The following is a 22,018-nucleotide window of genomic DNA, read 5'->3' as shown; positions in this document are numbered from 1 at the left end:
GCTTTGCAGGCCGTGCAGATCTACTTCGGCGTGCTGCGAAGTCGACAGCGGATCGTGTTTGCACGCCCCGCAGAACCTCGAATCTGGGCGCGGGATCCGCCTGTCGACGCGGTCGAAGGGAATCGGTGCCACTTCCCGCAGCATCTTCGATCAGAAGGGCGGTTCGTCGGTGTCTTGTTCGACCGGTTCCGATTCCGGCTCGGGGTTGTCGGGCGGGTCGGGGTAGGCGATGATGCCGGATCGTTTGGGTTGGGTGGGGATGTGTGGTCTCAGGTCGTTGCCGAGGATGGGGATGGCTGTGCCGTTGGTGGGCAGGGTGATGCGGGTGGTCTTGGAGGTGGAGGTCCACAGGATCGCGCCGCCGGGGAGCATGACGGCTGTCCAGTAGCCGGCGGTTTTGACGGTGTGGTGGAACTCGCAGAGGCATTGGAGGTTGTTGACCGTGGTCCAGCCGCCGCCGAGGGGGTTGGCGTGATCGAAGGGGATCACGTGGTCGAGTTGGCAGTGTGCGGCGGGGCGGTGGCAGTCGGGGAAGCGGCAGTGGCGGTCGCGGAGCCGTACGGCGGCGGTGGTGAGGGTGTCGGGTCGGTAGATCAGGGCGCGGTCGGTCAGTGGGTCGCGTGCGACGGATTTTCCGAGGGTGGGGTCGGCGGCGATGGCGGCTTCGAGGGCTGCGGCGAGGGATGCGTTGCCGAGGTAGAGGCCCGAGGGTGTGTGGTGTGCTGCGTGGATGGCGTGGTTGGTGCGCTGGATCGCGGAGGGTAGGTCGAGGGCAGAGCTGTGCCGTGTGCCCCTGCCGACGGGTGTGTGGGTGCAGAACAAGGCCGCGGCGGAGGTCAGTGATCCCAGGCGACGCTGAGGTTGGTCGTTGCTTGCGGTAGCGGCAGTGGGGCCTGTTCCCGGTGCTGGGCTTTCGGCTGACGTCGGACCGGATGTTTCCGAGCCGGATGGTGTTGTGGACGAGCGTGATTGCGAGCAACTCGGTGCGATGTCAGGTGCCGGCGGTGTCTGCCCCGCAGGTGATGGTGAAGCTGGCGCAGGTTCAGAAGGCGCAGCTGCCGGAGCGCCTGTTGCTGCGTGCTTACGGACGGGATCGGCGGCACCTGGGTCGGGAGTTGCCGACGGGTCGGCTGCAGGTATCGGTGTGGACTCGCCGGACTCGTCGTTCGCCTCGGCGTCGCCGGTCTCGCCGACCTCATCTACCAGTGGCTCTGGTGCCGGTGCCGAGGTGTTCCCCGGTACCGGTGCACTTGCCGAAGTCGGTTCGGTCGAGGAATCAGCCCTACCCGAATTCGTGGCCGACCCGGCCTCAGTATCAGTATCGGAATCAGTGGCCGCGTCGGTGTCCGTCCCAGCCCTCGCTTCGGGTCTCGTTGCAGCCCCTGCCTTCTCGCTGTCCGAGCGTCGTTCCCATTCCCCGGTTTCCGGGTTCTGCACAGCCAGGCCCAGTTTCTCGGCGAGAGTCACGGCCTCGGTGAGCAGGATCTGCCACTGACTGTTGCGCGCCAACTCCCGCGCGAGGTCCGGGTCGATCGAACCGTGCCCGGCCAGATACGCCGGGTTCGCGAGTAACCCGATGAGGGTGGCGATATCGACAGTGACCATCGTCAACGGCACCCGACGATCCGGCAGCACCGCATCCTTTTTCGGGCAGTCATCACGGTGGCACAGGCATGCCAGTCGGGGTTCGCCGTGCATGCGGGCCATGAACGCATCGCACAACCGGTCCTGTTTGCCGCGAGGATCTTTCGGGCAGAGGGTGTCGGCCATCTCCTCGAGGAGCTGCCACGCGGCGGCGGCCTCGGGGGCGGTCAGCTCGGCTCGGATGCGGGCCAGTTCCCCGGCGGGGCTGTAGGAAACGTGGCGGAACCTCTTGGCGAACTCGCGTAGCGCTGCTGCCTCTTCGGGGGCGACCCGCAGCAGGATGTCCCAGATCTCCTTCTCCAGCGGACCTGGTGACGACCGACGGGCCGCCTCGACGATCTCGTCCTCGACCAGGTTCACGATCTGGTCAGAGAGGTTGTCGAGGATCCGGCACACCGTCCGCACCCGCGGCAGATCGATCTCCCCGGTCTCGAATGCGGACCGCAGCAGTGGAAGCCGGGTATGCAAGGCGACGCCGACGGAGACGTACGATTCAGCGACCGTCGCCGAACATCCCAACGCCACTGCCATCTCGGTGCGCCCGTACCGGCTGTAGTGCTTGTACTTGGTGTCGTGGGTGATCCAGCTCCGATGGACGTCGTAGCAGGCGGAAATCTTGCGAGAAGCAAGACGATTCTCTGCACACGCGGCAGCAGTCAACGCCTCCAGCGACACAGTCGGTACTGCCATCTTGTTCACCCCCCGGTGACCCGAAACAAGAACGTACGTTCGAACTAGATGAACAATAACCCGAGCCACCGACAGGAAGCGGAGGATGTACGTCGGTTGCTGGCTCTGCTGTTCAGGGGCGGTGATCGTCGGTGTTGCTGCCTTCGTTCCAGCGTTGCGCCCACTGCCAGAGCGGTTCGAGTGCCGGCCCGAGCTCGTCGCCGAGTTCGGTGAGGCGATAAGAGCCCTCGGGGTCTTTGATCAGCACTCGAGCGTCGACGAGGGTGCGCAGCCTGGTGGCGAGAACGCTGGACGAGATGTCGTCGGTGCGTCTCCTGAGTTCGAGGAAACCGAGCGGCCCGTCGCGCAGCTCCCACAGAATGCGCATGTTCCATCGCTGCCCCAGGAGATCTAGCACGGCCATCATCGATCGGCGGGGTGCGTTTGCCATTTCCATCGCGCTTCATCATAGTGGTTCGAAAATCGAAGCAGTTCGAAAATCGAAGCTGGAGGAGTAGGTCGATGACCCAACGTATGGCAGAAAAGTCGGTCTTGATCACCGGCGCTTCCCGCGGCATCGGAGCCGAGACCGCGGTGCAGCTGGGTGCGGAAGGTGCGATCGTTGCGGTCAACTACCGAGAGAAGAAGCGTAGGGCCGACGCCGTGGTGCGAACGATCGAGGAGAGCGGGGGCCGAGCTCTGGCTGTCGGAGCCGACGTCACCGATCCGGACGCAATCGATGCGATGCTCGACTCGGTTGTTGCCGAGTTCGGCGCTCTCGATGTGCTGGTGCTCAACGCGTCCGGTGGCCTCGAGCTCGGTGCGGACCCCGGCTACGCGATGAGCATCAACCGCGATGCCCAGGTTGCATTGGCTCGGGCGGCCACCGATCGGATGAAGCCCGGCTCGCGCATCGTGTTCCTTACCAGTCACCAAGCACATTTCCACGGCAGGAAGCCGGTCCCAGCGGAATACGAGCCTATTGCCGAAAGCAAGCGAGCGGGAGAGGATGCCCTGTGTGAGATGATTCCCGAATTCAATTCTCGTGGAATCGAATTGGTTGTGGTGTCCGGCGACATGATCGAGGGCACGATCGTCGTCACTCTGTTGGAACGCCGAAACCCCGACGCAGTGGCCGCTCGTACCGCACACGGTGCGCTTCCTACAGTCGCTGAATTCGCTACGGCAGTGGTGGCAGCATGCGTCGACCCGATCGAAAAATCAGGGCATGTCGTCTACGTCGGCGGAGCCGATTACCTCGAGCAGTAGCTGCGGGTAATCGGCTCCGTACGACTAATGAAGATCGTGTTTCCGAAGATCAGCTACCGAGGACGCAGAACTGGCCGCTGGACAGATTCAGGGCGAGAGACAGCGGGCCGACACAATCGACACCCTGACCCTCGGATGTCGCACCGGATCCCCACCCGGCGACGGCGAGAGTTGTCTGGCCGGCGTCGGCCCAGGAGTGTGCGATGCCCCCGCCGAGCGCGAGGGCGTAGGCCGTGCCCGCATTCTTGCTCGCTCCGAGTGCAACGCCGAATCCGTTGGCAAATGTGGTCGTCGCGCCTGGACCGTCGTTGACGCTGACCGCCGTGCCGCTGTCGGCAGCCCCGGCCGTGGCCCGACCGGTGCCGTTCGAGGTGGCACCGCAGCTCGCGGTGCCGTCGACCTGGATGTCGTTGGCCGAGGGCGGAGACACGCAGTTGACGGGGGCGGCCGACGCGGTGCCGGAACCCACCAGTGCTGCGGCGGTCATTCCTGAGCCGAGGGCGAATATTGCTGCGGTGCGGGCAATTCGGCTACCGAACCGACTCGACGTGCGGGTGGTGGAGGAGTGGGGCGAAGAATGGCGGGGCTGGGAAACAGAGAACAACAGAAAGCTCCTTCACGAGCGAAACGGGTCGGTGCGGCACACGGTACCCCGCTCGAGTCGTTCACGGCAGCAAGCTGCTGAGGTTTGTATAACGGTGCCGATGACATCCTGGAATGAATCGTCGCGGAAGTCCGGTTTTCCGTACCCTCGGCGGAGCTGTCGGGGCGGCATGTCATACGTCCACGGCACTGCCCTGCGACACGGTAGACCAATCGAATTCGTTTCCATCGCTTAGTATTTCGGCGTTCGGGTCAGCACTGCCTGTCACGCCGGACTCGGCAGGCGGCGGGGGGCTGACGCACGCGTCGATACCCGCTGATCGCGGCGGAAATCGTTACCGACAGGTGTCGGCCGCCGCTGGGCAGACGCGTCGAACACGGCCGATCTCATCGGTGCAGGATCGACAGGGTCGAGCCGTCAGGGCACGTGTGACGGTTCGTTGTCACAGAAGAACGGCCTGGCCATTTATCGACGCTCACAATTGATTTCGCGTCCGAGAAAGGGGACGGCCCGGCCGAACCGCGCCATCTCGGTGACCGTCGAAGACCAGGCTTCGCTGCGTCACGGACCGGTTGTACCGCCATACGTAGCAATCTTGTATTCGGTTGCCACCAGCGAGAGCTGCAGTTCGCGAATGCGGCGTCGTACGGTGTCTCGATGCTCGACGAGCATGTCGAGTCGTTCCGGAACGGTGTGCTCTCCGCCGTCGACGAGCTCGACGTAGTGCTGTAAGTCGCGCATCGGCATTCCTGACAGCCGCATGCGGGTGAGAAACACGAGTCTACGAATGGCTACGTTGTCGTAGCTGCGATGGTCGACCCCGTCGCGGGCCACCTCGATCAGTCCGCACCGTTCGTAGTACCGAAGGGTGTGTGCGGAGATATCGAGCAACTCGGCAACCTCGGAGATGCCGAGTGGTTCGGAGAGCTCTCCGGGCTCGATCAGTTCGTGTATCAGTTCGACGGTCAACGGTGCGTCCGAATCCGCAACGGCTGCCAGCGCCCTGCTCATCAAGTCTGTCGTCGCCATGAGTACAGAAGATAGTCCGGCGAGCGGTGTCAGACCGGCCGAACAGATTCGCGCAGCGGCCCTGAACCCGTCAGACGCTGCCCTCGTACCCGTGTTGCCGCCATGCCTCGTACATCGTCACCGCCGCTGCGTTGGCGAGGTTGAGTGATCGACGGCCGGGAATCATGGGGATTCGCAGCCGATCGGTCACGTGTGGGTCGTCCAGAACGTCGTCGGGGAGTCCTGTGGGTTCCGGTCCGAAGAGGAGGACATCGCCGGGCTCGTACTCAACGTCGGCGTACGAGCGTGTGGCGTGGGCGGTGTAGGCGAACACTCGCGTCGGTGCCAGAGCCGACCAGGCCGACGGCAGGTCTCGGTGCACGGTGACGGACGCCAGATCGTGGTAGTCCAAGCCGGCCCGTTTGAGCTTCGGTTCGGACATGTCGAAGCCGAGCGGACCCACCAGATGCAGTTCGCATCCGGTGCCGGCGACCAGACGAATGGCGTTGCCGGTGTTCTGGGGGATTCGGGGCTCGAAGAACATCAGTCGAAACACCCGGTTCACTCTGCCACCACGAACCGGGGAAGTATGGGGCAGGTGGACGACGAGCAGATCATCGGTGAGGATTTTTCCGACACTCGACTGGACGGGCAGGAGTGGACCGGCAGGCAATTCGTCCGGTGTACCTTTCGTGATGCCGACATGAGTGGAGTGCGAACCGACTCGGTCGTGTTCACCGAATGCGATTTCACCGGCACCGACCTGACCGAATCGATCCACACGAATTCCGCATTTCGCTCGTGCACCTTCACTCGGACGAATCTGCAGCACAGTACATTTCGCCACTCGACCATGATGGGTTCGGTATTCGTGGACAGCCGGATGCGGCCTGCGACCTATGACGAGGTCGATTTCACTCTCGCCGCGTTGGGGAACGTCGACCTGCGCGGTCTCGACCTGACGGGGTGCCGGATGCGGGAGGCGAACCTGGTGTCTGCAGATTTTCGGAAAGCAACAGTGCGCTCGGTCGATTTCGCGGGAGCCCGCACCGTCGACGCCAAGTTCGACGAGGCCGACCTACGCGGAGCCGTGGCCGATCCGTCTTTGTGGGTGAGTGCGAGTGTGCGGGGTGCCAAGATCGAGCTGATGCAGGCCGTGGCATACGCGGGAGCGCACGGTCTCGTCGTGGAGGGTTGACGCGGTCTTCGGACCGGCGCGGCGCGGTCGACCTCGAGCCTGGAACAATGGCCGGGTGACTGCAACGATTCTCGATGGCAAAGCGACCCGTGACGAGATATTCGTCGATCTCACCGCCCGCGTGGCGGCGTTGCGAGAGAAGGGCATCACCCCGGGACTGGCCACGGTCCTGGTGGGCGACGACCCGGGTTCTGCGGCGTACGTCCGGGGCAAGCACAACGACTGCGCCAAGGTCGGGATCACCTCGATTCGTCGCGATCTGCCCGCGGACATCACCCAGTCGGATCTCGAAGCAGTGATCGACGAACTCAACGCCAACCCCGAGTGCACCGGATACATCGTGCAGCTGCCGCTGCCGAAGCATCTCGACGAGAATGCTGCTCTGGAGCGGATCGATCCGGACAAGGACGCCGACGGTCTGCACCCGATCAACCTCGGCCGCCTGGTGCTCGGTAAGGACGCTGCGCTGCCGTGCACGCCGCGTGGCATCGTGCACCTGCTGCGCCGCTACGACGTGGCCCTCGACGGCGCGCACGCGGTGGTCATCGGCCGCGGCGTCACGGTCGGTCGGCCTATCGGGCTGTTGCTCACGAGACGGCCGGAGAACGCCACGGTGACGTTGTGCCACACCGGAACTCGCGATCTTGCCGCCGAGGTCTCCCGCGCCGACATCATCGTTGCCGCTGCCGGAGTTCCGGGATTGATCACCGCGGACATGGTCAAGCCCGGTGCTGCCGTCCTCGATGTCGGGGTGACCCGCACCGAGGACGGATTGCGCGGGGACGTCGCCGGCGATGTTGCCGAGGTAGCAGGTTTCCTCTCGCCCAACCCCGGTGGTGTCGGACCTCTGACGCGAGCCTTCTTGCTCACCAACGTCGTCGAGCGTGCCGAGCGCACCGCAGCCGAGAGCTGAGCGATCCGAGGATGAACGCCGCCGAGGATTCGCGAGCTGATTCCGACCAGGGATTTCGTGCAGCGGTAGCGCGTAACCTACCGATCGTTGCGGTGTCGGTCGTCGTGCTGGCCGCGCTCGTTCTGGTACTGGCGGATCGCTGGCGGCGCGGCGCGTTCATCTTCGGATGTGCGGCGCTACTGGCCGCGGTGCTGCGATTGTGCCTGCCCGAATCTCGGGTCGGAACCCTGAGCGTGCGCAGTCGCGGATTCGACGTGCTCGCGTTGGGCTGTGTCGGCGGAGCGATCGTGTTCTTGTCGCTGTCGATCGATCCCCTGGGAACCGACTGATCTTGCCCGTAGGTGTCAGCGCCGTCCGAGGCGGGCCAGCTCCATTGTCTCGGCAAGCAGTTTCGCCACCGAATCGGCTTCGGTGAGGAAGCCGTCGTGACCGTCGCGGGATTGGATCACTTCGAGTCCGCGGCACTGGGGGAGTTCGCGGGCGATCTCCTTCTGCAAGCGAAGTGGATAGAGACGATCCGAATCGACGCCGCCGACGATGGTCGGAACCGGTACCGCCGCAAGAGCTTCGGCTACACCGCCGCGGCCACGACCCACATCGTGACGGTTCATGGCCTCGGTGAGTAGGACATACGTGGCCGCGTCGAATCGGTTGACCAACTTTGCTGCCTGGTGCTCGAGGTAGCTCTGTACCGAGTACCGGCCGCCGGCCCACGGATCTTCGTCGTTCTGCGGAGAGTTGCCGAACCGAATGTCGAGTTCGCTCTCGGTGCGATACGTCAGATGCGCGATGCGTCGTGCGATACCCAGCCCGGCTGTCGGAGACGTTCCGGTGGCGTGGTAGTTGCCACCGAGCCAACCCGGATCCGCCTTGATCGCGGCGATCTGCGTTGTCTGCGTGCCGATCTGGTCGGCGGTTGCCCGGGCTCCGACTGCCAGCACCAGTGCCGCTGCCACTCGATCGGGGCGGCTGACGATCCACTCGAGGGTCCGCATGCCGCCCATCGAGCCGCCGACGACAGCGGCGAAGCGCTCGATGCCCAGGGCGTCGGCGACGGCTGCCTCGGCTGCCACCTGGTCGCGGATGGAGATTTCGGGGAACGTCGACCCGTACGGTGTGCCGTCGGGCGAGATGCTGCTCGGTCCGGTGGTACCGCCGCACCCGCCGAGCACGTTGGTCGCCACAACGCACCACTCGTCGGTGTCGATAGGGCGCCCGGGTCCGACCATTCCGTTCCACCAACCGGGCAGAGCGTGATCTGCGTCCGGCGGGCCGGACACATGCGAATCGCCCGTCAGTGCATGTTCGACGAGAACGACGTTGCTGCGGTCGGTGGCGAGTTCGCCCCACCGCTGCACCGCGACAGTGACCTGGGGGATGCGCGCGCCGTTCTCGAGATCGAGACCGCCGATGTCGATGGTGCCCAGCCGCCCGTCCGGAGACGGAAGAACCGCCTCCGGACGAACGCCTGTGTCGCAGCTGTGACTCAAGATGCCGCCGCGCTGAAGCCGACCTCGAGATCGGCGATGATGTCGTCGATTCCTTCGATTCCCACGGCCAGACGAACCAGGCCCGGTGTCACTCCCGATGCCAACTGCTCGTCGGGAGTCAGCTGGGAATGGGTGGTGGAGGCGGGATGGATGACGAGTGAGCGCACGTCTCCGATGTTAGCGACGTGGCTGTGCAGTGTGAGCGCGTTGACGAACTTCTTGCCCGCGTCCACTCCGCCCTTCAGCTCGAACGCGACGATCGCACCCTGCCCCTTGGGCAACAGCTCCTGGCCGCGTCGGTACCACGGTGACGACTCGAGTCCGGCGTAGTTGATCGAGACGACGTCGTCGCGGCCGGCGAGGAACTCGGCCACCTTCTGTGCGTTCGCCACGTGTCGCTCGATTCGGAGGCTCAACGTCTCGATGCCTTGGCTGATCAGGAAGGCGTTGAACGGGGAGACCGCCGCACCGATGTCACGCAGCAGCTGCACGCGTGCTTTCAATGCGAATGCGGGCGCGCCGAGATCGGCGAAGACCACACCGTGGTAGCTCGGGTCCGCGGTGGTGAAGTTCGGGTGACGGCCCTGCGTCCAATCGAAGGTGCCACCGTCGACGATGACGCCCGCGATCGCCGTGCCGTGTCCGCCCAGGTACTTGGTCGCCGAGTGCACGACGATGTCGGCACCGTGCTTCAACGGCTGCAGCAGGTACGGCGTCGCCACCGTGTTGTCCACGATCAACGGGATGCCGTTCTCGTGGGCTACCGCCGAGATGCCGGGGATGTCGAGGATGTCGTTCTTCGGGTTGGAGATCGATTCGCCGTAGAACGCCTTGGTCGACGGCGTGATCGCGGCTCGCCACTGCTCGAGATCATCGGGATCGTCGACGAACGAGACGGTGATGCCCAGCTTGGGGAGCGTGTAGTGGAAGAGGTTGTACGTGCCGCCGTACAGCCGCGGGCTCGAGACGATGTGGTCGCCTGCCTCGGCGAGGTTGAGAATCGCAAACGTCTCGGCCGCCTGACCCGATGCGAGCAGCAGCGCCGCGACGCCACCCTCGAGAGCGGCGATGCGCTGCTCCACGACGTCCTGGGTGGGGTTGATGATGCGGGTGTAGATGTTGCCCGGCTCTGCGAGTCCGAACAATGCCGCCGCGTGATCGGTGTTGTCGAACGTGTACGAGGTGGTCTGGTAGATCGGCAATGCGCGAGCGTTGGTAGCACCGTCCGGGGTCTGACCGGAGTGGATCTGCTTGGTCTCGAAACTCCAGTTCGCCGACGGGTCGGTGAACGGATCCTCGGTGGGTGCTCCGGTGGCGTCGACGATGTCGGGGGTCGAATCGGTCATGGCTGGTGATACTCCGTTTTCTGAGACGAGTCTGTCTAAGACGAATCGAATGTCGAATGATGCTCGAGAAGTCGAGCGTTACGGGGCGTATCGGTACAGCAACACATGAGAGAACCTCCTGACAGGCCTCGGCCCCAAGAGGCCGAAGATTCAGTGGGTCCGCTTCCTGCGGACCCGCGCTTGTCGATTCGGCACTCGGCGTGCCGGATCGGCCCGGTCGTTCACCCGGGGCACCCCACCGCGGTTGGAGGGTTGCCGGCCAGCAAGCCGGGGCTCGATGCTGGCACTCATGACCTGGCGAAGATCTTAGCGGGTGCGGACGTGTCACAGGAACAAGGGCTCGGTGCGCCGGCCGGTGGGGCTCGAGCAGATGCTCGGGTGAGGACAATCACCGCGCTGCGACTCGAAAACTACTTGCCCGAGGGAAGACAATGAACGGGCTGGCTGTTCTCTTACTCGGTTGCGCTGTTCTGAATCGATTCGGCACAGTCGCCGTTCTTGTTGCTCACTCACCCGATCGAAACGAAGGTAGTACCGCTGTGACTGTCACCGATTCCGCTCTTGCCCGAGTCAGCGCTGTGCGCGGCAAGGTGTCGAGTGGTCTGAGTGTCAGTCATCGACCGCACTCGACCCGTCGCAAGCTCGCCATGTTGGCCCTGTCCATCGGCGGCTTCGGTATCGGTACCACGGAATTCGCGTCGATGGGCTTGCTGCCGGACATCGCCACCACGATGGGGATCTCCGAGCCCTCCGCGGGCCACATGATCTCTGCCTACGCGCTCGGTGTCGTGGTCGGCGCGCCGACCATCGCTGCTCTGGCTGCACGCGTTCCCCGGCGGATGCTGCTGCTGGTGTTGATGGTCGCTTTCACGCTGGGCAACCTCGGAACGGTGTTCGCACCCAGTTTCAACGAGCTCGTTGCCTCGCGATTCGTCGCGGGCCTGCCGCACGGTGCGTACTTCGGAGTGGCCGCGCTGGTGGCTGCCCACCTCGCCGAACCGGGTAAACGGGCCAAAGCCGTGGCGATGGTGATGATGGGTCTCTCGGTCGCCAACGTCGTCGGCGTACCGGTGGCAACCTGGATCGGGCAGGCGCTCGGTTGGCGCAGTGCGTTCGCTCTCGTGGCGGTCATCGGTGCCCTCACCGTCGCAGCGCTCGCTGTGTGGATGCCGCGCCTCGACGCCATGCCGACCACCAGCCCCATCACCGAGCTCGGTGCACTGCGCCGCAGTCAGGTGTGGATGACCCTGTTCGTGGGCATCGTCGGATTCGGTGGCATGTTCGCGGTGTATACCTACATCGCGTCCACGCTGACCGATGTCGCCGGCCTTGCTCGCGCGCTCGTACCGGTCGCCCTGATGATCTATGGCCTCGGGATGGTTGCGGGCAACTACGCGGGCGGCTGGCTGGCCGACCGATACCAGCTCAAGGGCACCTTCGTCGGTCTGGCTGCAACTGCAGTGTTCTTGGCGATGTTCGTGGCAGCGGCCCACAATCCGGTCACCGCTCTGCTTCTGGTGTTCCTGATCGGCGCGTCCGGCTCCTCGGTGGTTCCCGGGCTGCAAACGAGATTGATGGACGTGGCCGAAGACGCCCAGACGCTGGCCGCATCGCTGAATCACGCCGCATTCAACCTGGCCAATGCAATCGGAGCCGCAGTCGGCGGTGCCGTGATCGCCGCCGGATTCGGCTACACGGCACCCGCCGCCGTCGGCTCGGGCCTGGCGGTGGCCGGTCTCGGTGTGTTGGCCACCGCCATGTGGATGGACAAGCGCGCGGCCGCGAAGTAGGCGGCCCGGTCCTGTCAGCCGGTGATCGTCGCTGCAGTTCCGTCGAGTGCTTCGGTCAGCGCCGGGGTCAGCTTGTCGATCACGTACGGCAGGCTCAGCACACTGGTGAAGTAGATCGCCCCGGCCGTCACCCCATCGGTGAAGACCAGATTGCCGTTCTGCACCGGCTCCAGCGCGTTGTACACCGCTTCTTTCTCCAATTGGGTGCGGTCACCGGGCCCTTCGGTTCCCCAGATCAACACGTCGGCGGTGTTGAGTACAGACAGGTTCTCCAGCGGAATACTGGCCTGAGCGCTACCGTCGGCCGGAACGTACGCGTCGATATCGTCGGGGATCGCGAAGCCGAGCTTGGTGAGAAAGTCGGTGCTCAGTCCGTCCTGGTACGCAATCGCCTTGCCCTCGTAGAACGCGTTCTGCAAGAAGATCGCCTTCTTGCCGGCGAACTCCGGGTGTGCGGCAGCGGCGTCGGCGAACTTCTGGTTCACGCCGTCGATCAACGCATCGACCTCGGTCTTCTGCCCCAGTGCGCGTCCGATCTTCTCTGCCTGCACGTCCCACGGCTCGAAGTAGGCGGTCGACGCGTCGGACTGCGCGAGCGTGGGTGCGATATCGCTGAGCGTGTTGTACGTGTCCGCCGTCAGGCCTGCATTGGTGGCGATGATGAGATCGGGCTCGAGTGCGGCGATCTTCTCTGTCTCGAATCCATCGTCGTTCGAGAGAACCTCGGGCTGCGCGTCACCGAGCGCTGCCTGGGCCCAGGGCCAGGTTGCGTAGGGCTGTTCGCCGTACCACTCGGTGACGCCGACGGGTATGACGCCGAGTGCCAGAACGGTGTCCTGCTCGGTGTACCCCGCCACCACGATGCGAGTCGGTTCCGTCGGAACGACGGTCTCACCGAACGCGTGCTCGATCGTGACCGGAAATGCAGACGAGCCTGCCGTGGCGCCCGTGCCCGTTCCCGAGGCAGGCGACGCCTCGTCATTCGAGTTCGAGCATGCGCTGAGTAGCCCCGCGGTGGTCAGCGCTATCGCGCACACCGCCAGAGTCGTGCGTAGTGGTCGGGTGTGCATCGAGACGCCTTTCGGAAGGGTTGGCTAACAAACGGAAGGGTAGCCGACCCTAAATTGAACGTAAAGTCGAGTTCGCGGCGACCCGACGGTCCGGCTCCAACCTTCACCGAACCTCCACATTTCCCGACGGGCTCCTCCTTGTGTGCCCTCTAGGGTCAGTTCTCATGAGCCGCACAGTTCTCGTCGTGGACGACGAGCCCACGATCTCCGACGCCGTAGCAGCGCGGCTCCGCGGCGAGGGGTACCAGGTCGTCACCGCAGCCGATGGCCCCGCCGCTGTCGAGGCCTGTGCACGATTCGATCCCGACCTCGTGGTTCTCGACCTGATGCTGCCCGGTTTCGACGGGCTCGAGGTGTGCCGCCGAATTCAAGCGTCCCGGCCGGTGCCGGTGTTGATGCTGACGGCCAAGTCCGACGAGACCGACATGCTCGTCGGCCTCGGTGTCGGCGCGGACGACTACCTGGGTAAGCCGTTCAGTATGCGGGAATTGGTCGCTCGCGTGCACGCGCTGATTCGCCGCGCCGAGCGATCGGCCACCGTCGAATCCCACTCCGTCCGAATCGGCGACTTGCAGATCGATCACCGTGAACGACGGGTGTCCAACGACTCCGGCGACATCCATTTGACCAGAACGGAATTCGACATCCTGGCGTATCTCGCTGCTCGTCCCCGTACCGCTGTCTCTCGAGAGACTCTGCTGTCGCAGTTGTGGGGCTGGGACGATTCCGCGAGCAGCCGAACCGTCGACTCTCATGTGAAAGCATTGCGCCGCAAGCTCGGTGGCGATCTCATCCGAACCGTGCACGGTGTCGGGTATGCCGTGGAGTCGCCGCGATGATGCGGATGCTGCCGCGCCCGTTGGATCCCTTGCGCTCGTTCAAGCTGAAGGTCTCGTTCGTCGTAGGAACTGTGTTGGTGTTGGCCAGTGTCGTCTTCTGGATCGGAGCGGGCTGGCAATTTCGCTACACATTGCTCGCGGCGCTCGTGGTCTCCTTGGCTGCAACACAATTCGTCGCTCACGGAATGACGTCACCGCTGCGCGAGATGACCTGGGCGGCCAAGGCGATGGCGCGTGGCGACTACTCGACACGCGTGCGGGCCACCTCGCGGGACGAGGTGGGAGAGCTCGCCACCGCGTTCAACACCATGGCAGACGATCTGGAAGCCGCAGAAAAGTATCGCCGTGAATTGATCGGCAACGTCTCGCACGAGTTGAAGACGCCCATCGCCGCCCTGCGGGCCGTGCTCGAGAACATGGTCGACGGGGTGACCGACGCGAATCCCGAAACGCTGTCGGTGGCGCTGAGCCAGACCGAGAGACTCGGTGATCTGGTCAGCGAACTGCTCGACCTGTCGCGCGTGGAGGGCGGTGTCCTCACCATTGCCCCGGAGGAGTTCGCGGTGCGGCAATTCCTCGAGGATGCGACCTCCGTTCACCGCGAACGAGTGTCGATCGTTGTCTCGCCCGGCGATTCGACCGTCGTGGCCGACCGATCTCGCATGACGCAGGTGATCACCAACCTCGTCGACAACGCCGTGCGGCATTCCCCCCATTCGAGCACAGTGACGCTGCGAGCCCATCGAATCGGTGGAGCGTATGCATTCGACGTCGTCGACCAGGGCCCAGGCATTGCGCTCGCCGATCGCCATGCGGTGTTCGACCGATTCACTCGCGGCGGATCCACCGACGGCGGAACAGGTCTCGGCCTCGGCATCGCCCGCTGGGCCACCGAACTGCACGGCGGAACCATCGAAGTCCTCGACAGCGAATTCGGCTGCCACATCAGAGTGTCCATCCCCGAGCACTGATTTTCTCGATCCATCCGAACCGCGACTGCTCGTCTCCGGAGTGCAGCCGCCGACCTTCCATGCCCGAAACACAGAAAAGGAAGAGCCATGAGCACGATCGACATTCCGATTCATCCGAGAACGAAGCACGGGCGCTTTCCCTGGGGACCGCGCACCTGGCCGGTGTTGCGGTATTCGCAGCCACCTCGTGCGGCGCTCGTCGGGTCGGCTCTGGCCGGACTGATCGGTGCAGTGACGTTGGTGGACAACACGTTCGGTGTGCTGATCACTGCCGTGACCTTCGTGGTGGTTGTGCTCGCAGCGCGCAGCGGCAGGCTATCGCGGTGGGAATGGGCCGGTGTGGCAGGAGTGCTGGCACTGGCGAGCGTGTCTGTACTGCGAGCGGCCGAGTGGATCGTGACGATGTCGACGACGCTTGCCATCGTGGTCGGAGTGGTGGTGCTCTCCCGTGCCTGGACGTGGACGGGAATTGCACTCGGCGCTCTCCTGCCGTTGTTTCTGCCGGTGCGCGTGGCTCGGTGGACCCGGCGCGGAGCCGGTTCGATCGATCTGGAGGGGCCGCGGCCGGTGCGCATCGGCATGGTGGCCGTTGTGACTGTGGCGCTCTGCGTCGTGTTCGCGGCGTTGTTCGGTGCGGCCGACAAGCGTTTCGCGGATGCACTGGGCGCGGTGACGCCCGAGTTCGATGCCGCATCGATCGTCGGACGCACCCTCGTCTTCGTGTTCACCGCAGCAGGTGCGCTGGCCGTGGCGTACGTTGCACTGCATCCGCCTCGGTTCGATCGCCTCGCACCGTCGCCGCGTCGCACACTGCGGTTGTGGGAGTGGATGGTTCCCCTGGGGGCGGTGGTGGCGCTGTTCGTCGTGTTCGTCGGGTTCCAGGTGCCGACGCTGTTCGGCGGCCAGGGGCACGTTCTGACGACAGAAGGTCTGACCAACGCCGAGTACGCGCGGCAGGGGTTCTGGCAATTGCTCGCGGTGACGGTGCTGACATTGCTCGTCATCGCGGCCACCGTGACCAAGGCCGAGCGCACCGCCCGACGCGACCGGATTGCGTTGCGTGCCCTGTTGGGCGCGCTGTGTGTCTTGTCCATGGTGATCGTGGCGTCGGCGCTGCATCGAATGTCGTTGTACGAGGAGCAGTACGGGTACACCACTCCGAGGTTGTTCGTCACGGCTGTCGAGTGGTGGCTGGGATCGGTGTTCGTGCTCCTGCTCGCCGCTGGTGTGCGGATGTCGGGTCGCTGGATTCCACGAGCAGTCGGTGTCGGGGCGGTACTCACCGTGCTCGCCTTGGCTGCGCTGAATCCCGATGCGTACATCGCGCGTCACAACGTGGAGCGATTCGAGCAGACCGGACGTGTCGATGTTTTCTACCTGGGTGGGTTGTCGTCCGACGCCGACGCGGAACTCGATCGATTGCCCGATTTCATGCGAGCGTGTGTGCACGGCCGCGGCGTGGTGCGAGCGGGCAACACGTGGCAGTGGTGCACAGACCCGTCGGTATCTGTACCCTGAGCAACGACTCGGATCAGCGGCACACCAGGGAGGTGCGAGATGGGATACCAGAACTTCGTCGTCACCTCGCTGCTTCTTCTGTCGCTGCTGCTGACGACGCCCGCCGGAACCACGGACGTTGCTCTCGTTCTCGTTGCGGCACTGACGGTCCTGATGGTGCTCGCGCACCGCGTCGATGTTCTGACACTCCTGCGCCGGCTGCCGAATGTAGGCCCCACCGCCGAGGAACGTCACCTACGAGGCGCGTTCCGGCGTCAACACCGCCCGGATGCCCCGGGCCGTCCGCAGCCACGAGCACCCGGTGCCCTGGTGGGGGCACTCTAGTTTCGAGTTCCCCCACGCCTTCGCGTCCGTAGTCGCAAGGTTGCCAGGGAGAACCACCATGCTCGTGATCGCCGACGCCACCAAGCGTTTCGGTTCGCTGACCGTTTTCAGCGATGTCAACTTCGCCGTGTCGGAGGGGTCGGTCTGTGCCCTCGTCGGTGCCAACGGAGCCGGAAAGACAACTCTGCTGAGATGCGTCGTCGGAGCCGACGAACTCGATTCCGGAACCATCACACTGTTCGGAGAGCCTGTCGACGAGACAGCGCCCGATTTCCGCGCGCGCATGGCGTCGATACTGGACGATCCGGGGACCTTTCCGCACCTGTCGGTGACCGAACACCTTCAACTCGTCGCTGCGGCCCACGGAGTGGCCGACCCTCCGAGTGCAGCCGAACGGGTGATCGAGGGACTGGGGCTCGGGCACGTCGTCGATCAGCTACCCGTCACCTTGTCCAGCGGTCAGAAGCGAAGGCTCGCATTGGGTTCGGCTTTCGTGCGACCCCGAGACGTGTTGGTGCTCGACGAACCCGAGCAACGGTTGGACGCCGCGGGCAAGCGTTGGTTGGCTCAGGCCATCGAGCACGAGAAGCAGGCCGGGCGCATCGTCCTGATGGCATCTCACGACCCGGATCTCGTCGAGCAGGTGGCCGACACGTGCATGGACGGTGACCGGTGGCGACAGTGACGACGGCCCTACCTTCTGCGCGCGTCGTCCGTGGCCGGATTCGTGAGTGGAAACGCGCGCGGATGCCAACCGACATCGGCACCGTCCTCGCAGTCTGGGGACTACCGGTGTTCGTGGCAACGGGACTGCTGTGGCACGTCCTCGGACGCATCGACCCCGGCGCCCTCCGGTCCGGCGAGTCGGTCGCCGGACTCGTACGTACGGTCGATACTCCGTTCGTGGTGGGGCTCGCGATCGCAGCTTTCGGCCTGCTCATGGTCGCGGTGCGGGCGCTGGGGCCCGTCGTGGTGAACTCCGCGGAACGGTTCTGGATTCACTCGACCCCACTCGATCAATCGGCCGTACTTGCTCCGCGCTACTGGGTGTCGACAGCCTGCGGAGGCGGTCTTGGTGTTCTGATCGCACGAGGATCGACACTGGTCGGGCCTGCAGCCCACAGTTGGTGGTGGTTCGGCGGAATGGGGGCAGCAGCAGGTGCGAGCGTCGTCGGCTGGGGAGTATGCGCGCAGGCGTCGCGGCTCGGAGACCGGTGGTACCGGACGTTCTCTGTCGTTCTGGTTTGCGTGGGGGTCCTCGGCTCTTCGGTGTCCCTCATCTACGCACCGGTTCTTCCTGCATCATCGGTCGTGTGGGCGGCGGCGATCGCGGTCGTATCCGGTATCGCGATCGTGTCGGTTGGGCGTCGTCGTGTTCGACGGTTGAATCGGGCTGCGCTGGAACGTGGTTCGGGGCTCGCTACCTCACTGTCGGTCGCGACGACGACGATGGATTCGTCGTTCGTCTCTGCCGAGATGGAGGTGCGTACCTGGCGTCGGGTGGGTCTGGTGCGGTCTCGGTCGTTTTCGGGTTCACGCTGGCGAATGTTCGTCGACGCGGATGCTCGGCGCGTCCTGCGGGATCGGAGCACGGTATCCACTCTGGTTGCGGTGATCATCGTGGTCTATCTCTGTACAGCGGTGTTCGCTCTGCCCCTGCGTCCACTCGCAGTGCTGCTGGCGTGCTGCGCAGTCGGAATTGCGTTCGGTCGTGGCCTACGAGATATCAACTCGTCCAGTGCTTTTCGTGCTGCATTCGGAGGGTCTGATCGCAGTCTGCGCTCAGCGCATCTGGTCGTGCCTGCAGCCGGAGTCCTCGCAGTCTTCGCCGCGTGCGCACCGGTGGTGTTCGGCGCATCGCTCTGGGCAGTGCTACCCATCCCGTTCGTGGCGCTCGCTGCTCTGTACCGATCCGCGTCGCGACCACCACTCGAGTACGGGGGTCTCATTCTCGAGACGCCGATGGGGCAGGTTCCGGTGGACATGCTGCGGCAAATGCTTCGCGGCCCACTCGTCGTGTTCGCGTATGCGGCGGTGCAGATCGCGGTGGCCGTCGGATGAACGGCTCCCGCACGGGTCGCGCCGTGGTGACCGTTCTCGGCATCATTGCCGTCTTGCTCGTCGTCTTCACCGTTGTCGACGCGCAACCCGCCGCCCAGATCGCGATGTTCGGCGCGTTGGTAGCCGCATCACTGCTGCACTTCGGCGCACCCGTCGATCCTGGGGCGGTCGCACCTCGGTCGACGTGGGCCGAAGCTGCGGACGGCCGACGTCTTCGAGGATCCTTCCGTAGGCAGGAGCATCCCGATACTCCCGGCCGCCCCATGCCGAGAGCGCCCGGTTCGGTCTCGAGGCCGGACCGGTGGCTCGTATTCTGCTGAGTCACTGCGAGATCCGGTCGAGACGCCTTCCGACCGACTTTCTCTCACAGTGAGGTGTTCCACCATGCTCGATTTCGTCTACTATCCCGTCTCCGCGGTGCTGTGGTTCTGGCACAGAGTATTCGGGACCGTGCTCGGCCCCGACAACGGCTTCGCCTGGGCGTTGGCAGTGATCTTCCTGGTCTTCACACTGCGGGCACTTCTGATCAAGCCGTTCGTCGGCCAAATTCGTTCACAGCTCGTCATGAAGAAGCTGAAGCCTCAACTCGAGGCCGTCCGGAAGAAGCACTCCGGGGACCGGGCCCGGCAGGCAACCGAAACGCGAAAGCTGCAGCAGGAAAACGGATTCAATCCCTTGATGGGATGTCTGCCGCTGCTTGCACAGGGCCCCGTCTTCATCGGCTTGCTTCACGTGCTGCGCTCGTTCAACCGAACCGGTACCGGATTCGGTCATCTCGGTATGACGGCGCAGGAGAATGCGAACACCGCGAACTACGTCTTCAGCGCCGCCGATGTGCAGTCCTTTCTCGACGCACGGCTGTTCGGTGCGCCGATCTCTGCTGCTGTCAACAGCTCTCGGGAGGTGCTCGAAGCGTTCGGTCCGTTCGGGGGAGTGCCGTCGGTATGGAGCATCGCGTTCGTTGCGGTCCCGTTGATGATCGTCGCTGCAATTGCCACCCATCTGAACTCCCGCGCATCGATCGCCCGCCAGGATTCAACGGTAGGTGCCGATCAGCAGACGGCGATCATGAACAAGCTCACGCTCTGGGTGTTCCCGGCCGGGGTGCTCGTCGGCGGCCCGGTGCTGCCGGTCGCGGTGCTGCTCTACTGGGTGAGCAACAACATCTGGACATACGTCCAACAGCACATCGTCTACCGGCGGATCGATCGTGAACCGGTGGTAGTGCCGGAGGTGACATCGGTGGTCACCGCTCCGAAGCCCGGTGCCAAGCCCAGGCGTCGGTAGCAACCCCGGGGAGGTACCGCCGACAGAAGGCGACCCGCCGTCTGTCGGCGGTCTCCGCTACCGTCGTCGGCGTGCCGATCACAATTTCCACAGTCAACGTCAACGGAATACGCGCCGCTGTTCGCAAGGGCATGCTGCCGTGGCTGGAGGCCACCGATGCCGACGTCATCTGCCTGCAGGAGACCCGTGCCAACGACGGGGAACTGACCAAGGCGCTGGCTTCGGCTCTCGATGCTGGATGGCACCTTGCGTCGGCCGAACCGTCGGCGAAGGGACGCAACGGCGTGGCGTTGCTGTCCAAGGCAGCGCCCGACGCGATTCGCACCGGCATCGGCGCTGCCGAGTTCGCCGATGCCGGTCGTTACATCGAAGGCGATTTCGGAGATGTCACCGTGGCGAGCCTGTACCTGCCGTCGGGCGAGGTGGGTACCGACCGCCAGGACGAGAAGGAGCGCTTCATGGCCGCGTTCGCGAAGTACCTGAGCAAGTCGGCCAAGGCAGCGAAGACCGCCGACCGGGACGTGGTGGTGTGCGGCGACTGGAATATCGCCCATAGCGAGGCCGACTTGAAGGCGTGGAAGACGAACCGCAAGAACTCGGGGTTTCTGCCGGAGGAACGTGAGTGGGTGTCGCGGTTGCTCGCCGAGAAGGCACCGTGGACCGATGTCGTCCGGGCATTGCACCCGGAGGTCGAGGGTCCGTACAGCTGGTGGTCGTATCGTGGGAAGGCGTTCGACAACGACGCGGGTTGGCGTATCGACTACCAACTGGCTACCAGTGATCTGGCCGAGCGCGCCAAGGAAGCGACCACCGAGCGTGCCGAGGCCTACGACCAGCGATGGTCGGATCACGCGCCGGTGACTGTGCGCTACCGCTAGGCAAAAGCCAGGTGTCGATCGGTTCGTGAAAAGATTGCACCATGTCTTCTCCCGACTCCATCGACACTCCGCAGGGTCCGCGTCGGCGGGTGCTCTCCGGCATCCAACCGACTGCCGATTCGTTCCATCTCGGCAATTACCTGGGTGCGGTGCGGAACTGGGTGGAGTTGCAGGACGAGTTCGACGCGTTCTACTTCATCCCGGACCTGCATGCGATCACCGTTCCGCAGGATCCGAAGGAATTGCGTCGGCGCACCAGAGTGGCCGCGGCTCAGCTGCTCGCGGTGGGCATCGATCCGGAGAAGTCGACACTGTTCGTGCAGAGTCAGGTGCCCGAGCACGCGCAGTTGGCTTGGGTCCTCAATTGCATCACCGGGTTCGGTGAAGCGGCGCGGATGACGCAGTTCAAGGACAAGTCTGCCAAGCAGGGTCGCGATCACACCAGCGTCGGTCTGTTCACCTATCCGATTCTGCAAGCCGCCGACATCCTGCTCTACCGTCCGAATCTGGTTCCGGTAGGCGAGGATCAGCGTCAACATCTGGAGTTGACTCGTGATCTTGCGCAGCGCTTCAACACGAGGTTCAAGAAGACATTCGTCGTTCCCGACGCACACATCATCAAGGGCACTGCGAAGATATTCGATCTGCAGGATCCCACCGCGAAGATGAGCAAGTCCTCGTCGAATCCGGCGGGCATCGTCAATATTCTCGACGATCCGAAGGTGTCGGCGAAGAAGATTCGCTCGGCGGTGACCGACAACGAGCGCGACATCGTGTTCGATACCGAGAACAAAGCCGGGGTCAGTAATCTGCTGGTCATCCAGTCTGCTCTGTCGGGTACGAGCATCGAGGATCTCGTGGCCGGATACGCGGGCAAGGGATACGGAGACCTCAAGTCCGACACCGCCGAGGTCCTCACCGAGTTCGTCGTTCCGCTGCGTGAACGGATGGACGGGTTCATGGCCGACGTGGCCGAACTCGATCGCATCCTCTCGGCGGGGGCGGATCGAGCCAGAGAAGTGGCGAGTCGAACGCTCGCTCAGGTGTACGACCGGGTGGGTTTCCTGCCTCCAGGCGCATAACATCCACGACACACCGGGTTTCGTTGCGCAGCGATGCGGCGACACCATCCGACAGCG

At 64.4% G+C, this 22,018-nt stretch carries 23 protein-coding genes and 1 riboswitch; of the genes, 15 read left to right on the top strand and 8 right to left on the bottom strand.

Annotation, left to right across the window (positions count from 1 at the left end):
- Positions 1-150: 150 nt before the first annotated feature.
- Positions 151-2,334, bottom strand: a complete 2,184-nt coding sequence (locus O4220_RS21725; protein WP_269607567.1) for an HNH endonuclease signature motif containing protein — start codon at positions 2,332-2,334, stop codon at positions 151-153.
- A 112-nt stretch (positions 2,335-2,446) separates the two neighbouring features.
- Positions 2,447-2,770 (bottom strand): winged helix-turn-helix transcriptional regulator, encoded by a 324-nt coding sequence (locus O4220_RS21720; protein WP_269607566.1) that lies wholly within the window; start codon positions 2,768-2,770, stop codon positions 2,447-2,449.
- Positions 2,771-2,835: 65 nt separating this feature from the next.
- On the opposite strand from O4220_RS21720, the gene O4220_RS21715 reads away from it, so the two are divergent.
- Positions 2,836-3,582, top strand: coding sequence for an SDR family oxidoreductase (locus O4220_RS21715; protein ID WP_269607565.1), 747 nt, complete (start codon positions 2,836-2,838; stop codon positions 3,580-3,582).
- Positions 3,583-3,631: 49 nt separating this feature from the next.
- Here the strand turns inward: O4220_RS21715 and O4220_RS21710 are convergent, their stop codons facing one another.
- The 3 genes from O4220_RS21710 to O4220_RS21700 form a co-directional block, all read right to left on the bottom strand.
- The gene (locus tag O4220_RS21710; protein ID WP_269607564.1) at positions 3,632-4,186 is read right to left on the bottom strand and encodes a DUF6764 family protein; all 555 of its coding nucleotides are present in this window, start codon (positions 4,184-4,186) and stop codon (positions 3,632-3,634) included.
- 561 nt (positions 4,187-4,747) lie between these two features.
- Positions 4,748-5,215: a MerR family transcriptional regulator gene (locus tag O4220_RS21705; RefSeq protein ID WP_269607563.1), complete on the bottom strand. Its 468-nt coding sequence runs from the start codon at positions 5,213-5,215 to the stop codon at positions 4,748-4,750.
- A gap of 70 nt (positions 5,216-5,285) precedes the next feature.
- Complete coding sequence (locus O4220_RS21700) at positions 5,286-5,750, bottom strand: tRNA (cytidine(34)-2'-O)-methyltransferase (RefSeq protein ID WP_269607562.1); 465 nt, start codon at positions 5,748-5,750, stop codon at positions 5,286-5,288.
- A 33-nt stretch (positions 5,751-5,783) separates the two neighbouring features.
- Between O4220_RS21700 and O4220_RS21695 the strand changes: the two genes are divergently transcribed.
- From O4220_RS21695 to O4220_RS21685, 3 genes are read left to right on the top strand one after another with little or no spacing between them, the layout of a single operon-like run.
- Positions 5,784-6,392: a pentapeptide repeat-containing protein gene (locus O4220_RS21695; protein ID WP_269607561.1), complete on the top strand. Its 609-nt coding sequence runs from the start codon at positions 5,784-5,786 to the stop codon at positions 6,390-6,392.
- 55 nt (positions 6,393-6,447) lie between these two features.
- Positions 6,448-7,305: a bifunctional methylenetetrahydrofolate dehydrogenase/methenyltetrahydrofolate cyclohydrolase gene (locus O4220_RS21690; RefSeq protein ID WP_269607560.1), complete on the top strand. Its 858-nt coding sequence runs from the start codon at positions 6,448-6,450 to the stop codon at positions 7,303-7,305.
- 11 nt (positions 7,306-7,316) lie between these two features.
- Positions 7,317-7,634: a DUF3017 domain-containing protein gene (locus tag O4220_RS21685; protein ID WP_269607559.1), complete on the top strand. Its 318-nt coding sequence runs from the start codon at positions 7,317-7,319 to the stop codon at positions 7,632-7,634.
- A gap of 15 nt (positions 7,635-7,649) precedes the next feature.
- On the opposite strand, the gene metX is transcribed toward O4220_RS21685, so the two are convergent.
- Positions 7,650-8,795, bottom strand: a complete 1,146-nt coding sequence (metX, locus tag O4220_RS21680) for a homoserine O-acetyltransferase MetX (protein WP_269607558.1) — start codon at positions 8,793-8,795, stop codon at positions 7,650-7,652.
- The gene (locus tag O4220_RS21675; RefSeq protein ID WP_269607557.1) at positions 8,792-10,141 is read right to left on the bottom strand and encodes a bifunctional o-acetylhomoserine/o-acetylserine sulfhydrylase; all 1,350 of its coding nucleotides are present in this window, start codon (positions 10,139-10,141) and stop codon (positions 8,792-8,794) included. The genes metX and O4220_RS21675 overlap by 4 nt, the downstream gene beginning before the upstream one ends.
- 171 nt (positions 10,142-10,312) lie before the next feature.
- Positions 10,313-10,436, bottom strand: a riboswitch (SAM riboswitch).
- A gap of 352 nt (positions 10,437-10,788) precedes the next feature.
- Here O4220_RS21675 and O4220_RS21670 point away from each other — a divergent pair.
- The gene (locus O4220_RS21670) at positions 10,789-11,931 is read left to right on the top strand and encodes an MFS transporter (RefSeq protein WP_269607719.1); all 1,143 of its coding nucleotides are present in this window, start codon (positions 10,789-10,791) and stop codon (positions 11,929-11,931) included.
- A 14-nt stretch (positions 11,932-11,945) separates the two neighbouring features.
- On the opposite strand, the gene O4220_RS21665 is transcribed toward O4220_RS21670, so the two are convergent.
- Positions 11,946-13,001, bottom strand: coding sequence for an ABC transporter substrate-binding protein (locus tag O4220_RS21665; RefSeq protein WP_269607556.1), 1,056 nt, complete (start codon positions 12,999-13,001; stop codon positions 11,946-11,948).
- A gap of 164 nt (positions 13,002-13,165) precedes the next feature.
- Between O4220_RS21665 and O4220_RS21660 the strand changes: the two genes are divergently transcribed.
- The 10 genes from O4220_RS21660 to trpS all read left to right on the top strand — a co-directional run bounded on the left by O4220_RS21660 (position 13,166) and on the right by trpS (position 21,961).
- A complete protein-coding gene (locus O4220_RS21660) occupies positions 13,166-13,840 on the top strand; it encodes a response regulator transcription factor (RefSeq protein WP_269607555.1) in 675 nt (224 codons plus the stop codon).
- Positions 13,840-14,811, top strand: coding sequence for a HAMP domain-containing sensor histidine kinase (locus O4220_RS21655; RefSeq protein WP_269607717.1), 972 nt, complete (start codon positions 13,840-13,842; stop codon positions 14,809-14,811). The genes O4220_RS21660 and O4220_RS21655 overlap by 1 nt, the downstream gene beginning before the upstream one ends.
- Before the next feature lie 87 nt (positions 14,812-14,898).
- Complete coding sequence (locus O4220_RS21650; protein WP_269607554.1) at positions 14,899-16,329, top strand: DUF4153 domain-containing protein; 1,431 nt, start codon at positions 14,899-14,901, stop codon at positions 16,327-16,329.
- Positions 16,330-16,368: 39 nt separating this feature from the next.
- Entirely contained in the window at positions 16,369-16,653 is a 285-nt protein-coding gene (locus O4220_RS21645; protein ID WP_269607553.1) for a DUF6412 domain-containing protein, read from the top strand.
- Positions 16,654-16,711: 58 nt separating this feature from the next.
- Positions 16,712-17,338, top strand: a complete 627-nt coding sequence (locus O4220_RS21640; protein ID WP_269607552.1) for an ABC transporter ATP-binding protein — start codon at positions 16,712-16,714, stop codon at positions 17,336-17,338.
- Between the two features lie 62 nt (positions 17,339-17,400).
- Positions 17,401-18,714, top strand: a complete 1,314-nt coding sequence (locus O4220_RS21635; RefSeq protein WP_269607551.1) for a DUF6297 family protein — start codon at positions 17,401-17,403, stop codon at positions 18,712-18,714.
- On the top strand, positions 18,711-19,034 hold the full coding sequence (locus O4220_RS21630) for a DUF6412 domain-containing protein (protein ID WP_269607550.1): 324 nt from the start codon (positions 18,711-18,713) through the stop codon (positions 19,032-19,034). The genes O4220_RS21635 and O4220_RS21630 overlap by 4 nt, the downstream gene beginning before the upstream one ends.
- Positions 19,035-19,098: 64 nt before the next feature.
- The gene (gene yidC, locus O4220_RS21625) at positions 19,099-20,001 is read left to right on the top strand and encodes a membrane protein insertase YidC (protein ID WP_269607549.1); all 903 of its coding nucleotides are present in this window, start codon (positions 19,099-19,101) and stop codon (positions 19,999-20,001) included.
- A gap of 71 nt (positions 20,002-20,072) precedes the next feature.
- The gene (locus tag O4220_RS21620) at positions 20,073-20,879 is read left to right on the top strand and encodes an exodeoxyribonuclease III (RefSeq protein WP_269607548.1); all 807 of its coding nucleotides are present in this window, start codon (positions 20,073-20,075) and stop codon (positions 20,877-20,879) included.
- A 41-nt stretch (positions 20,880-20,920) separates the two neighbouring features.
- Positions 20,921-21,961, top strand: a complete 1,041-nt coding sequence (gene trpS / locus O4220_RS21615; protein ID WP_269607547.1) for a tryptophan--tRNA ligase — start codon at positions 20,921-20,923, stop codon at positions 21,959-21,961.
- Positions 21,962-22,018: the final 57 nt, after the last annotated feature.

The sequence above is a fragment of the Rhodococcus ruber genome (assembly GCF_027270735.1).
Lineage (GTDB): Bacteria > Actinomycetota > Actinomycetes > Mycobacteriales > Mycobacteriaceae > Rhodococcoides > Rhodococcoides rubrum_A.
The sequence above is the reverse complement of the archived record's forward strand: the minus strand, read 5'-3'. Positions and strand labels throughout refer to the sequence as shown.

Excerpts from the sequence above, each read along its gene's own strand:
- O4220_RS21725 (WP_269607567.1), bottom strand. The coding sequence starts at position 2,334 with ATGGCAGTACCGACTGTGTCGCTGGAGGCGTTGACTGCTGCCGCGTGT.
- O4220_RS21720 (WP_269607566.1), bottom strand. The coding sequence starts at position 2,770 with ATGGAAATGGCAAACGCACCCCGCCGATCGATGATGGCCGTGCTAGAT.
- O4220_RS21715 (WP_269607565.1), top strand. The coding sequence starts at position 2,836 with ATGACCCAACGTATGGCAGAAAAGTCGGTCTTGATCACCGGCGCTTCC.
- O4220_RS21705 (WP_269607563.1), bottom strand. The coding sequence starts at position 5,215 with ATGGCGACGACAGACTTGATGAGCAGGGCGCTGGCAGCCGTTGCGGAT.
- O4220_RS21695 (WP_269607561.1), top strand. The coding sequence starts at position 5,784 with ATGGGGCAGGTGGACGACGAGCAGATCATCGGTGAGGATTTTTCCGAC.
- O4220_RS21685 (WP_269607559.1), top strand. The coding sequence starts at position 7,317 with ATGAACGCCGCCGAGGATTCGCGAGCTGATTCCGACCAGGGATTTCGT.
- O4220_RS21675 (WP_269607557.1), bottom strand. The coding sequence starts at position 10,141 with ATGACCGATTCGACCCCCGACATCGTCGACGCCACCGGAGCACCCACC.
- O4220_RS21670 (WP_269607719.1), top strand. The coding sequence starts at position 10,789 with ATGTTGGCCCTGTCCATCGGCGGCTTCGGTATCGGTACCACGGAATTC.
- O4220_RS21665 (WP_269607556.1), bottom strand. The coding sequence starts at position 13,001 with ATGCACACCCGACCACTACGCACGACTCTGGCGGTGTGCGCGATAGCG.
- O4220_RS21660 (WP_269607555.1), top strand. The coding sequence starts at position 13,166 with ATGAGCCGCACAGTTCTCGTCGTGGACGACGAGCCCACGATCTCCGAC.
- O4220_RS21655 (WP_269607717.1), top strand. The coding sequence starts at position 13,840 with ATGCGGATGCTGCCGCGCCCGTTGGATCCCTTGCGCTCGTTCAAGCTG.
- O4220_RS21650 (WP_269607554.1), top strand. The coding sequence starts at position 14,899 with ATGAGCACGATCGACATTCCGATTCATCCGAGAACGAAGCACGGGCGC.
- O4220_RS21645 (WP_269607553.1), top strand. The coding sequence starts at position 16,369 with ATGGGATACCAGAACTTCGTCGTCACCTCGCTGCTTCTTCTGTCGCTG.
- O4220_RS21640 (WP_269607552.1), top strand. The coding sequence starts at position 16,712 with ATGCTCGTGATCGCCGACGCCACCAAGCGTTTCGGTTCGCTGACCGTT.
- O4220_RS21635 (WP_269607551.1), top strand. The coding sequence starts at position 17,401 with ATGCCAACCGACATCGGCACCGTCCTCGCAGTCTGGGGACTACCGGTG.
- O4220_RS21630 (WP_269607550.1), top strand. The coding sequence starts at position 18,711 with ATGAACGGCTCCCGCACGGGTCGCGCCGTGGTGACCGTTCTCGGCATC.
- yidC (WP_269607549.1), top strand. The coding sequence starts at position 19,099 with ATGCTCGATTTCGTCTACTATCCCGTCTCCGCGGTGCTGTGGTTCTGG.
- trpS (WP_269607547.1), top strand. The coding sequence starts at position 20,921 with ATGTCTTCTCCCGACTCCATCGACACTCCGCAGGGTCCGCGTCGGCGG.